General features: G+C 69.1%; 9 protein-coding genes. 3 read left to right on the forward strand and 6 right to left on the reverse strand.

Annotated features, from left to right (window positions below; genetic code table 11):
• Both DXK32_RS00655 and DXK32_RS00660 read right to left on the reverse strand, forming a co-directional pair.
• Window positions 1–2677: DUF4347 domain-containing protein (locus tag DXK32_RS00655; protein WP_205215597.1), on the reverse strand; the 2677-nt coding region annotated here is incomplete at its 3' end.
• 415 nt (window positions 2678–3092) lie between these two features.
• The gene (locus DXK32_RS00660; RefSeq protein ID WP_114856723.1) at window positions 3093–3662 is read right to left on the reverse strand and encodes a GNAT family N-acetyltransferase; all 570 of its coding nucleotides are present in this window, start codon (window positions 3660–3662) and stop codon (window positions 3093–3095) included.
• A 418-nt stretch (window positions 3663–4080) separates the two neighbouring features.
• Between DXK32_RS00660 and DXK32_RS00665 the strand changes: the two genes are divergently transcribed.
• The 3 genes from DXK32_RS00665 (at window position 4081) to DXK32_RS00675 (ending at window position 5945) form a co-directional block, all read left to right on the forward strand.
• Window positions 4081–4752, forward strand: coding sequence for a phage tail protein (locus tag DXK32_RS00665; protein ID WP_114856724.1), 672 nt, complete (start codon window positions 4081–4083; stop codon window positions 4750–4752).
• A 110-nt stretch (window positions 4753–4862) separates the two neighbouring features.
• The gene (locus DXK32_RS00670; RefSeq protein ID WP_114856725.1) at window positions 4863–5183 is read left to right on the forward strand and encodes a DUF6916 family protein; all 321 of its coding nucleotides are present in this window, start codon (window positions 4863–4865) and stop codon (window positions 5181–5183) included.
• A gap of 75 nt (window positions 5184–5258) precedes the next feature.
• A complete protein-coding gene (locus DXK32_RS00675; protein ID WP_114856726.1) occupies window positions 5259–5945 on the forward strand; it encodes a phage tail protein in 687 nt (228 codons plus the stop codon).
• Here the strand turns inward: DXK32_RS00675 and DXK32_RS00680 are convergent.
• The 4 genes from DXK32_RS00680 to DXK32_RS00695 are packed head-to-tail and all read right to left on the reverse strand — an operon-like array spanning window position 5914 to window position 12034.
• A complete protein-coding gene (locus tag DXK32_RS00680; protein WP_162801022.1) occupies window positions 5914–7728 on the reverse strand; it encodes an alpha/beta fold hydrolase in 1815 nt (604 codons plus the stop codon). The genes DXK32_RS00675 and DXK32_RS00680 overlap by 32 nt on opposite strands.
• Window positions 7725–10166, reverse strand: coding sequence for a glycoside hydrolase family 2 protein (locus DXK32_RS00685; protein ID WP_205215598.1), 2442 nt, complete (start codon window positions 10164–10166; stop codon window positions 7725–7727). The genes DXK32_RS00680 and DXK32_RS00685 overlap by 4 nt, the downstream gene beginning before the upstream one ends.
• A gap of 6 nt (window positions 10167–10172) precedes the next feature.
• Window positions 10173–11075 (reverse strand): DUF1839 family protein, encoded by a 903-nt coding sequence (locus DXK32_RS00690; protein ID WP_114856727.1) that lies wholly within the window; start codon window positions 11073–11075, stop codon window positions 10173–10175.
• Between the two features lie 20 nt (window positions 11076–11095).
• The gene (locus DXK32_RS00695; RefSeq protein ID WP_247876904.1) at window positions 11096–12034 is read right to left on the reverse strand and encodes an amino acid--[acyl-carrier-protein] ligase; all 939 of its coding nucleotides are present in this window, start codon (window positions 12032–12034) and stop codon (window positions 11096–11098) included.
• Window positions 12035–12056: the final 22 nt, after the last annotated feature.

A 12056-nucleotide genomic window follows, 5' to 3' on the forward strand; every position in this document is an offset into this window, starting at 1 on the left:
CGCTCGGCGCCACGCTGTTCACCGGCGCGCTGTTCAGGATTTCCGTGTAGGCCGAATAGGCCGTCGTCGTGTTGGCGTTGCCGTCGTTGGCGATCACCGCCACCCGCAGGTACTTGTGCGCGTCGGAGCTGGTCAGCGTGTAGCTGGCGCTGGTCGCCCCGCTGATCGACGCCGCGTTGGTGCCGTTGCTGTCGTCCGCGCGGTACCACTGATAGGTGTAGCTCAGCGTGTCGCCGTCCGGATCGCTCCAGGTGCCCGTCCCGCCGGTCAAGGCGTTGCCCACCGTCGCCGTTCCGCCAACCGTCGGAACCACGCTGTTCACCGGCGCGCCGTTGGAGGGGGAAGAGCCCCCAAGGGTGATCTGGCTGGTCCGCGCGGTGCTGGTCGTTTCACCATCGTTGACGGTGACCGTCGCGGTTCGGGTGCCAGCCGTGACGCTGCCGGCGGTGTTCTTGTACAGGATCAGTTGGATCACGGCCTGATAGTTCGCCACGCTGGCCGCACCCCGCAAGGTGATCGTGCCGGTGTCATTGCCGGTGACGCTGATGCCGTAGGTTCTGGCCGTCGCCACGGAGGCCGCCAGCATGCTCAGCACTTCCGCAGCGCCGTCCGACGTGCCGGACAGGGTGATGGTGGCGCCGAGCAGGCGGGTGTCGCTGTCCGTCTGGGCCAAAACGGCGTTGGGAGCGATCAGCACCCCGGAGGCGGGCGTGGAGGTGCTGACGGACTCCCCGGTGCCGGCGCCCGCCCCGTTCAGGTCGACCGACGGCTCGCCCACGTTCCAATGCACCTCGTAGGCGCCGAGGTCGAGGGCACCGTCGCGGATGCGGTCAATGCCGCGGATGTCGTAGCTGCCGCCGTAGCGGTTCGCGTTGCTGCTGTCGCCGGCGTTGATGAAGGTCGTCGCGGTCGAGGCCGGACGATAGTCGCGCAGGCTGGTAGTGGCGTTGGTGGAGTCGACGAAGATCGCATTGCCGGTTATGGCGCCCTGATAATTGTTGCCCGCGTTCAGGGTTATCTTGTCGCTGTTGTAAACGATGGCGTTCGGATCGGCAAAACTCGTCCCACCAAGACTGCCGGAATTTCCCGCAATGATCGTGTTGTAAACGTTCACGGTCGCCGATCCACCGGAATAGGTGCCGATTCCCGACGTCTTGACGCTGATAGCGCCGGCATCGTTGTTAACGTAGCTGTTATTGACAATGGTGACGTTGCGTATGTTCACCGTATAGTTAGCAGTGTTGTGCGTTTGCGCAATAATGGAGCCCGGGTAGAGAGCCGAATTCGAGCCCATGTTCATGACGTAGTGGTTGTCTGCAAACAGACTGTTCTCGATCGTCAGCGTGTCGTTCACCTGCGTGCGAACGACCGCGAAGCCCGCCGTACCGACCACCACACCTGTGTTATCGCGGAAAACCGAGTTCTTGATCGTCACGGATGTGGACGCGGTGGTCGTGACGATGACGTTGTTCAGGTTGTCCTTGAAGATCGCGCCATCCACTTCAAGCGACCCGTTCTGCAAGGTCAGCGCGCCCTGCAGGGCGGATCCCGAATAGAAGCGCTCCATGATGACGTTCTTGACCGTCAGCGTCTTGCCGGGCGCATTGAAGAGGATGCCGCGATAGTCCGTCGTCGCGGACACAGTGCCGGTGTTGGCGCCGGAGATCGTGATGTCGGCGATACCGTCGCCGTCCACGTCGCCGTTGATCGTGAAGCTCTGAACCGCCGCCGTCAGGAGGCTTGTCGTGACGCCCAGGGAAATCTTGCTGGAGACCAGCGTCGAGCTGAACTCGATCACGTCCCCGGCGGCCGCGTTGGCGATCGCGTGGTTCAACGATCCCGCCGCCGTCCCGGTCGCCGAAGTGACGACCACGGTTCCCAACCGGCCGCTGAAGGTCTCCATGGACGACAGGGCAAAGGGAATCGCCGCCTCGATGGCCCCGCTTTGCACCTCCAGTGTCCAGTTCTGGCCGGCGGCGTTGCCGGTCTCGTCGCTGGACACCGCCACGTCGGCCCCGGTGAGCCGATGGACCGTCTGGACGAACTCCTGCCCCGCCTGTCCGGCGCCGACGTTGCAGGCGTAGAAAAGAATGTCGCCGCCGGGCTTCAGCGCGGCGCCGATCGCCTGGAGATCCTGCGCGCGATTCGCCAAGCCGTCCGCCCAATAGGCGCGGCCGGCGATGTAGAGATGGCCTTCGTTGCCGTGGCTGACGACCTGGACGGAATCCAGACCGGACATTCCGGACAGCGCCTTCGCCATCTGGCCGAGCGCCTCCTGCTGGGGGTCGAGCAGGACGACCTTGGCGTCGGGGGCGATGTCCTTGATCAACGTTTGATAGTCGTTCACGCTGGTGTCGACGAACACCACCGAACGGACCGGCCCCTGGGGTTCGGTGTGCGTCTGCGCGGAGGCGGCCGGGGCGGCCGCCACGGGAACATTCGCCTCCTTGGCCGCCCAATCGGCCAGCTTGTCGGCGGCGTCGGCCTTGCCGGCGCCCTGATCGTTCGGCACGGGATCGGGTTGCAGATGGGCTTCGGCGGCTGTAGCGGCCCCCGCCGCGTCGAACATGAAGCGCTGTTCGAGAGCCATCGCGAACATCGATGAGGACGGCTTGCGTGCCATGCCGGAACGCCCATTCACACCGCTGCCGTTCGAACCACGCTTGCGCGCCATCATCAGTCTCCCGCCATACGCAACACCGCCCGACCCTACGCCGGAAGCAGTCACCAAAAAGTGAATAGCTTGCGGGAGACTACCACCTTTTCACAGTCTTTAACAGCGCATCAGCCTATTCTGGCGGCAGAAGGAGTGCCCTGTTTGCATCGATTTGCATCAGGAAAGAGAGCCAAGCCGACATAATTCGATGCATTTGCTTCCGTAATGCATTGTCGATTTCATCACTGAAACAAATGCATATAAAAGTATGCTTTTTGCAGCAGAACCTCGCCTTTGGCGGGCGTTCGGCGGACAAAATCAAGCATTCACGGGCAGAACACTGCGCGCCGATGTCACAGGCCCGGCACAAGATGACCGCCCCGGAACTCGATCAAGAGGAAGCGGACCGCCCGACCGCGTTACAATGGAGCCGGAATCAGGACGCTCCACCCTGGTGCATCTGCACCGGCAGGATCTGCGGCGGCAGATGCTGGATTCCCGGATGGCCGGGCGGAAGCCAGATCAACTCCAGGGACGGCGACGTCTTCGCCAGAAGATCGAAGCCCAACCGATGGTAAAACCAGTGGACGCGCGTCTCCACCTCGGCCACCGACAAGGTGATCGGCATGCGCATTTGCGCCGCAGTCCCTTGGAAGCTGCGCAGAAGATCGGTGCCGATGCCTTTGCCGCGGGCCAGACGGTGGATTTCCACCTCCGACACCCGCCAGTCGTAGCGGCCGAGATCCATGACGATCCGGCCGACCGGCTGGCCCGTCTTCTCGACGACGAAATCCAGATGCTCCGGATAACGGGTTTCCTGCCCCATGCGCCGGGCGCTGTACTGCTGTTCGTAGAGCGTCCGGATGAAGTCACGGTCATGGTGCGCCTTGGCCAGCCACGGGCGCGCGTCCATGAACAGGCCCATCAGGAAGTCGTCGTCCGATGGGCGGGGGAACCGCACCGTCAATCCGCCGAGCAGCGGCAGCGACCCATTCAGAACGGCCATCGGCCACACCCCTTCCGGTAGCACAAGCGCGTGCCCTGAATAGCCGAAAACGCGTGCACGACGCAAGAATCGCCGCCATGCACCCGCGGCGCGGCGGACACGGCGCGAGTCGTCCGCCTCGGTATCGGGGCGGTGCGGCGCGCGTGGCCAGGAGCCGCTCGACGCTCCGGGCGAATCGCCCTGTGCGCCCCCGATCCGGCCAAACCGTGCAGAGCATACACCAATGCGCAACCAAAAGGTTTTTCTGAAACGATAACAATCGGAAAAAGTAACTTTTTGTATCGTTTATTGCCCGCGAACCAGCCGATCAGGAGAATATGTCGGTATGCTTTCTATCACATTCGGCGGCGTGGCGCGTCGTTGGTAAGACGCTGGCCACAGGCCGCTGCAACCGGTTTCATAAACAGGAGGTGTCGTCATGGAAGTTTACCTCGGCCTGGTTTTCCCGTTCACCGGCGCCTACGCCCCCCAGTACACGGCCCAGTGCCTGGGCCAGCAGCTGCAGACCGGCCAGAACCAGGCTCTGTTCGCGGTCACCGGCGCGATGTACGGCGGCAACGGCACGACCAATTTCAACCTGCCGGACCTGCGCGGCCGCGTGATGGTGGGGTCCGGCACCAGCCCCTACCTCAACAACCAGACGCTCAACCCGGGGAATTTCGGCGGCGTCGCGAACAACATACTCACCCAGCAGAATCTGCCGGCGCACATCCACGCCGCGACCTTCTCGCCGGTCGGCAGCAGCACCAGCGCGACCGTCACCGCCGCCGCGGCCATCCCGGTGAGCACCGTCGTCGGCGCCAGCAGCACCCCGGCGGGCGGCAACAACTATCTCGGCGCCCTCCGGCTCAACGACACCGTCGGCGCCGGCATCGAGCTGGAGGGCCCCTACAGCTCCGGCACCGCGCCGAACGGTTCGGCCCTGGTCGGTTCGGCCACCGGCACCGTCACGATGGGCGGACTGACGGGCACGGTCAGCATTTCGGCGGGCGGCGGCGTCACCGCCCCGACTCCGGTGAACAACATGCAGCCCTATCTGGCTTTGACCATGCTGATCGTCACCAGCGGCATCTTCCCGATGCGCGACTGATCCGGGGTCACTCCCCGATCGTCGACCACCGGATGGACGGATGCGGCGTTTTGGCTTTGCACGCCCGGAACGACCGCCGCACTTCAAGACCCTGAGCCCGGACCTTTGAGATGACCATCGACATCGCCTCCATCTCCCACGAGATGTTCGCCCCGCATCTCGGCCAGACGTTCCGTTTCGTGGCCCCGGAGGACGGGTCCGTGATCACGGAGGTCGAACTGACGAAGCTGACGCCGCGGCCGGAATGCACGCCGCGCTGGGCGAAACGCACGTCCTTTTCGGCTCTGTTCGAAACCTACGGCATCAGCCATCTGTGGAACGGCTATTTCCAGATCGACCATCCGACGACGGGATTGCTGGGCCCCTTCTACATCGTGCGGATCATTCCGCGCGATCCCGAACGGGGCTGCTTCGAACTGGTCCTGAACTGAGCCCGGCCGCCGGGTCCTTCGCACACCATCGCGCACCGTCCGTCCCAGCGCATCGATACCACCGGAGATTTCGCCATGGATTTCTATATAGGGTCCGTCTTTCCATTCGCCGGCAACTTCGCCCCCGTGAACACGCAGCAATGCCTGGGACAAGCGGTCAGCTCGGCGCAGTTCCAAGCCCTGTGGGCGATCACGGCCGGGGCCTTCGGCACCGCGAAGGACAACTCGACGTTCAACCTGCCGGACCTGCGCGGCCGCGTGATGGTGGGGCCGGGGACCAGCCCCTACACCAGCACCACGCTCATCAACGGCTACGCGGGCGGGACGCAGTACACGACGATCATCGGCAACAATCTGCCGATGCACACCCACGGGGCCGCCTTCCAGGGTGGCAGCGCGGGCGGCACCGTGCCGTTCAACGCGACGGTCACCGTTCCGCTGAACCCGGCGGTCGGCACCAGCAACATCCCGTCCGCCATTCCCGCGGTGCTGGGCGGCCAATTCATCGATCCGAGCACCGACGTGAGCGTCGACGGTCCCTACATCCCGGCCTCCAGCATGCCGACGCCGCCGACCGGAAGCTCGCTGATGGGCGCGCTCTCCTCGCAGGGCACGGTCAGCGGCGGCCCCACGGGCGCCACCATCGAGGTGAGCCCGGGCGGCGGCGTCGTCTCGACCCCGGTCGCCCTCAACAACCTGCAGCCCTACCAGTCGCTGTTCTTCTTCATCTTCATGCTGGGCTATTTCCCGTCGCGTGATTGACGCGGAGCGCCCCGGTCCCTTCCGGTGGGCCGGGGCCCTTCCCGCGCACGGTGCCCGTCGCGCCCGCGCCAATTTGGTCCAACAGCTCATCCAGCAGGTCGGCGAAGCGCTCCCGCGCGGCGCGCTCCATCAGGCTGTGATCGGCCCCGGCGAGGCGCTCCATCCACAGCCCGCCCATCCGGCGCAGCCGCCCGCCGTCGGCCCCGGCCTGCGCCTCCAACTCGCCCAGCGTCACGTCGCCCGCGCTGTGGACCATCAGCGTGCGGGCTCCGCGGTCGGCCAGCGCCTGGAAGGCGTGGAGCACATCGTCGCGGGCGTAGCCGCCCCCCGTCAGTCCGGCGCGCAGCCGCCCGGCCCCGATGCGCAGCCGGCGGGCCGCGCGCTCCGACAGGCCGCGCGCGACGCGCGACGCCTTGCGGTCCTGGCGCAGGATGGCCCGCCACACCGCCGGCTCGGTCAGCCGGGGAAGATAAGCGGCGGCCGGCTTCACCGCGCTGCCGATGGCCTCCTCCTGCGTCACCCCGTCCCCCAGAACGAAGCGGCCCGGATTGACCAGCGCCAGCCCGACCACGCGCGGGTCGGCCAGCGCGACGCGCAGCGCCACCGCCGCTCCGGCGCACAACCCCACGGCCACGGCGGCGCCATGCCCCGCCGCCGCCAGCGCGTCCAGCCCGGCTTGCGCATCCTCCACCATATCGCGGCAATAGATCAGCCCGTCACGGCGTCCGGGCTTCGACGCGCTGTCGCCCAACCCGCCGAGATCCAGGCGCAGCGAGGCGATCCCCCGCGCAGCCAGCCGCCGGGCCAGCCGCACCGACATGCGCCCGGTGCCGGTGTGGGGCGTGGCGCCGCTGTTCAGCAGCAGGACGGCGGGCCGCTCGGCGGCCGCGGCGGCCGGCTCGCAGAGGACGCCGAACAGACCGGCGCCGGGACCGAAACGGAGCGGGCGCTCCACCGCGCCGGCAAGGCACAAACGGAGGGCGGGCGCCGCCACCGTCCGGAGCGGACCGGCGGGCGCCATCCCGCGCGCCAGCCAGGCCGTCACACGCGCGAAAGCCGGGCAGTCCAGAGCCGCGTGCTGGACGCTGCTCATCAGCCGCGCGTGGTCGGGGAAGGGCGCCTCGTCGACGTCCGCCCCCAGCGCACGGAACCGTTCCGCCAGAACGGCCGCGCGGCCCTCCGGGCGGTCGAGGATCAGCACCCGCGGCGCCGGGGCCTCGGTCAGCCGCGCGAGGTCGAGCGCACGCAGGGCCTCCGCCGTTTCCGGAGCAAGGCGGAACCCGGCGCTGTCGATCCCCTCCGGCCCCACCGCGGGCGGGGCGTCCGCCGGACGTTCGGCGAGCAGGGCGACCGCCCGCAATTCCTGCAGGAAGGCCCGGCCCGAGGGAAAAGGCGACAGCAGGACCAGGGCGTCCGCCCCCACCTCGCGGGCCGCCGCCGTGGCGAGCAGGGCGCCCAGCCGCAAGCCCACCAGCGCCACCTCCCCCACCCCCGCGACGGCGCGCAGATGGGCGGCCGCGGCGCGGATGCCGCCGAGCCACGCCTCCAGCCGGGCCGGATCGTCCTCCTCCCCGGCGCTGTTTCCGGTGCCGGGATAATCGAAGCGCAGAACCGGCAATCCGGCCGCGGCCAGCTTTTCGGCAAAGCCACGCCACGCCCGATGGGTGGCCAGCGCCTCCGCGCCATAGGGCGCGCACAGCACGACGCCGCGCCGCCCACCCGCCGGGTGCAGCCAGCCGAAACAGTCCTCGAACAGAACGGGCATGGGCGGTTCGGGCGTCATGCGTCCCCCCGGTAGCGCGTCGGGTCCAGACCGTTCAACGCATGGACCTCGCCATCGGGCACCGCCGCGCCAGGGTGGCGCGGGATCAGCCGGACCTGGCGCTCCACGCCCGGCGGCAGATGGAACCACTCCTCCTCTCCCCGAAACCCGTCGTCCTCGATGTGGACGGAGCGGGCGAGGCGACGGCTCGACAGGATCAGCGCCCACCCCTCATCCGTCCGCTTCACGCGGGCGCCGAGCCCCAGCTCCGCACGCTCCATCCGCCCGCCCTGGAGAAAATGGAAAGCGTCCGCAACCAGAGCGCCTGACTGCGCATCGGTGAGCGCCGCCACCACCGCGTCGTGGGTGGGCGGACCGAAACGGTAGGCGCCGGTCAGATCGACGAAGCGGTCGGGCAGCGAGGACGCCGGCACGGCCTGAACACTGCGCGGCGGCAGGGTGACCGTCCGCCCGATCCGCAGCACCGGCACTTCGCCCCGCCGCAGGGCGGTCAGGGTCAGCACCGCTTCCACCGGCTCCGCCGTCTCGTTCAGCAGATGGATCGCCAGCCCGTTCACCCCCTCCTCGGTCAGCAGGACCTGCACCGGCCGGAAGGCGCGGCGCAAGGCGTGCCACGCCGCCTTCGGCACGCCCGCGGAATCGACCACGCCCCAGCCGGCCCCCAGCCAGACGTCCTGGAACATCCAGACCAGCCCGCCAGCGCAGGTGGAGCCGGCCCGCCGCCACTCCGCGAAGACGGCCTCCATGACCTCCCCCGTCACCGCGCGGGACAGCCGCGCGTAGCGGTCGGGGTCCTCGTAGCGCAGGACCATGGGATCGACGCCGCACAGGCCGCGCAGGTAATGGTCCCGCACATCCTCGAAATCCCACGGGGCGCCGGGATCGCGCGGCACGCGCGCCTTCCAGCGCGGGTCGTGGACCGCCGGCACGCCGGGCAGCGCTCCCGCCGCCGGCATGTTGGCGAAGGCGAGGCATTCGGAGGCGAAGCGGACATTCGCCCGCCGCGCGTCCTCCAGCGGGCACAGATAGGCGCCGACGCCGTAGTAATGGGCCACCCCGGCGTCGGCGGCGAAGGGCAGCGGCCCGCCGGTCGGGGAGTTGGCGACGTAGGGCACGTCCGGCCGCCCCCGCTCCGCCTCGTCGCGCAGGACGCTGTCGAACAGCGGCTGTGTCCAGCGCTCGCGCGGCAGGCCGAGCATGGCCGCCTGCTGCTCCGCCTCGCTGCCGCCGCACAGCACGGCCAGCGACGGCGCCGCCTGCACCCGGTCGAGGAATTGCGCCGCCTCCCGCCGAGCGCCGTCGAGGAACGGCTCGTCGGCCGGATAGTCGAAGTTGGCGAACATGAAATCCTGCCAGACGAGAATCCCCATCGCGTCGCACAGGTCGAAGAAGGCGTCGGCCTCGTAGGTGGCGATGCCCGGCACCCGCAGCATGGTCATGCCGGCCTGCCGCGCCAGCTCCAGCCAGGGGGCGTACGCCTCCCGCGTTCCCGCCAGGGCCACGATGTCCGGGCTGCTCCAGCAGGCGCCGCGGCAGAAGATGCGCTCCCCGTTGACGCGCAGGGCGAAGCCGTCGCCAGGCTCGCGCTCGATGCGGCGGAAGCCGGTGCGCCCGAGATCGATGCGCTCGTCGCCCACCGACGCGCGCACGGCGTGGAGCGCCGGGTTGCCGTGGCTGTGCGGCCACCAGGGCGCGACCTCCGGCAGGCGGAGGTCGCCGCGCAGTTCCTCCGGCCCGGTCCAGCGGAGCGGCGCCCGCGCCTCCCCCAGCTCCAGCCACCCCGGCGGGGGAGCGGACCCGCTCCAGGCCGCCGCCAAGGTCAGGGACAGGCGGCCGTCCCGCCCCTCCAGCGTGGCCCTCAGGTCCGCCGAACGGACGCGCAGCGGACCATCCTCCGCGATCAGTTCCACCGGGCGCCAGGGGCCGACCGCCGGCACGGGCGGGCACCAGCCGGGCATGTGCCCCAGCAGCGTGGTCCGCACTGTTCGCAGTCCTGCCGGCTCGGCCAGCCGGACCGGCCAGCGGCCCCGCCCCTTCCGCGCCTTCAGCACCGGATTCAGGGCGCGGAAGACGATGCGCAGCGCGTGCGTGCCGCGCAATGTCACCGGAACGTCATGGCTCTGGAACATGCTGTCGCTGGCCAGGATGCGCTTGCCGTCCAACCACACCTCCGCGACGGTGGCGAGGCCATGGAAGCGCAGGGTGCAAGGCCCGTCACCGCTCAGCCGCACCCGGTACCAGACGTCGCGATCGTGCAGGGGGAGCGGATCGCCCAGCCGGTAGAGCCCGGCCTCGCGCAGCGCCTGGGCGACGGTGCCGGGCACCGGGGCGGGCAGCCAGTCCCCGCCGGGCGTCGCCCCCGGCTCGGTCACGCACAGTTCCCAGCCCGCGGACAGGGGCGTCACGCTGCGGCCCGTCACGGCGTGAAGGCGCGCCATCGTCGGTCACCCGTAGCGGCGGAGCAGCGCGCCAAGCGCGCGGTCGTAGGCGCGCTCCATCGCCTCCAGCGGTTCCGCGTGATCGCCGAAGCGCCGCCGGTGTACGCCGCGGGCGAGCTGGAACTGAAGAGCCTTGGCCGTGGCGGAGAGGGTGGCGCAGGCCTCCGCCGCCTCCGCCGGCCCGCCGATCCAGCGCGCATGCATCCCGAGAAGCTCGAAATTCGCTCCCACCTGCCGCAGCGTGTTGAAGGCGTAGAGATGGAAATAGTCCATGGGCCGGGCGGCCAGAATCTCCAGATGCTCCGGCAGCGCGGCGCGGAAGGCGGCGATGGGGTTGCCCACCGGACGGCGGCGCAGATGGTGGGACAGCAGCCCGCGCGAGGCGTCCATCAGCGCCTCTCCCTTCAAGGCCGGACCGCCGCGCTTCACGAACTCCACATAGGGGAACAGCGGCGCCGGGGCGAACAGGCCGTCGTAATCCTCCCCCTCCAGCGTGAAGCGCCCGGCGTTGTGGATGTAGTCGAGCCGCCGCGCGCCCGCATCCAGGCCGAGGATCGCGATGGTCGTCTTGACATGCTGCGCGCGGTACGAGGTTCCCCGCGTGTCGGGCAGGTGATAGCCGTCCACCTCGACCAGCACGGGGCGGCCGCGCGCCACCTGCACCGCCGCGTGGGTCTCCACCCGGTCGTAGAGGGCGAGTTCCTGCACCTCCAGCCCGTAGAGCCGGCGCAGATCCTCCGGCGGCACCTTGAAGAAGGTGAACTGGTCGCCTTCGAAATCCTGCGCGACGGTAAAGGCCAGGGCGGCCATCGGCTCCATCCCCAGCGCCCGCAGCAGCCCGAGCCACAGGTCGGTGTAGCAGTTGGTCTCCGCCCAGTCGCGGTCCGGCCTGTCGAGCGGATGCGCCATGTCCGGCCTCCCCTGCCCGCTCAGCCCCACAGGACGGCGCGCACGGCGGCGGGCCACGCCTTCGCGTCGAAGCCGTGATGGCGGAACAGCGCCAGCGCCACCCGCTCCATCCCGAAGCCGACACAGGCCGTGTGGGCGACGGCGCCATCCGGCGTCCGCAGGTCCCACAGCAGCCCGAAATGGTCCTGGTGGTAATTGAAGCTGAGGCAGGCGGTGGGGTGCTCCGCCGACGCGATGGGGATCAGCAGCTCGAACTTCAGCCCCTGGTCGCGCTGGCTGGCCGCCAGCATCCGCCCGGCCCGTCCGAAGAAGGGGTCGTTCGCCAGATCGACGGCCACCGGCAGGCCGAGCGATTCCATCAGCGCCCGCCCGCGCTCCACCCAGCGTTGCCGGAAGTCCATCACCTGCCCCGGCGTGCCGACGCACACATATTCGCGCATCCGGAACATCTGCATCCGCGCCGGATCCAGCGAGGGTTCATGGCGGAAGCAGTAGGAATAGACATCGACCAGCGCCCCCTCGGCGGGCAACGGCCCGCGCTCCGCGATGGTCGGGTAGACGGGGTAGCAGGCGGCGGGGGTGAGGACGACGTTGGTGGCCATCTGGGCGTCGGTCCACTCCTCCCCCTCCTCCAGCCGGCGCAGCATGGACTGGTGGGCGCGCTCGTCGCCCTTGAAGGCGTGGACGGTGCCGGCCAGATGCGGAAAGCTCTTCAGATAGCCGCTCTGCTCGAACTGATGGCGCGCCACCCCCGGAGGGAAGCGCATGACGTCCGCGCCGTCGCCGCCGCCCCAGGTGGTGATCAGGTCGTTGAAGCGCTCCACGACATCCTCGAAGGCGCCGCTGCGGCCGTACAGCCCGTCGACCCCCGTGGGAATCAGCAGCCCGGCCGCGATCAGCGCGTCGCGGAACGCCGCCTGCCCATTCTCCGCCGGTGTGCTTCCTGCCCGCATGTCCATCCGCCGCATTCCGTTCCGAGAA

The sequence above is a fragment of the Azospirillum brasilense genome (genome assembly GCF_003349955.1).
Taxonomy (GTDB): domain Bacteria; phylum Pseudomonadota; class Alphaproteobacteria; order Azospirillales; family Azospirillaceae; genus Azospirillum; species Azospirillum brasilense_B.

Coding starts and splice junctions, on each gene's coding strand:
- DXK32_RS00660 (WP_114856723.1), bottom strand. CDS start 3,662: ATGGCCGTTCTGAATGGGTCGCTGCCGCTGCTCGGCGGATTGACGGTG.
- DXK32_RS00665 (WP_114856724.1), top strand. CDS start 4,081: ATGGAAGTTTACCTCGGCCTGGTTTTCCCGTTCACCGGCGCCTACGCC.
- DXK32_RS00670 (WP_114856725.1), top strand. CDS start 4,863: ATGACCATCGACATCGCCTCCATCTCCCACGAGATGTTCGCCCCGCAT.
- DXK32_RS00675 (WP_114856726.1), top strand. CDS start 5,259: ATGGATTTCTATATAGGGTCCGTCTTTCCATTCGCCGGCAACTTCGCC.
- DXK32_RS00680 (WP_162801022.1), bottom strand. CDS start 7,728: ATGACGCCCGAACCGCCCATGCCCGTTCTGTTCGAGGACTGTTTCGGC.
- DXK32_RS00685 (WP_205215598.1), bottom strand. CDS start 10,166: ATGGCGCGCCTTCACGCCGTGACGGGCCGCAGCGTGACGCCCCTGTCC.
- DXK32_RS00690 (WP_114856727.1), bottom strand. CDS start 11,075: ATGGCGCATCCGCTCGACAGGCCGGACCGCGACTGGGCGGAGACCAAC.
- DXK32_RS00695 (WP_247876904.1), bottom strand. CDS start 12,034: ATGGACATGCGGGCAGGAAGCACACCGGCGGAGAATGGGCAGGCGGCG.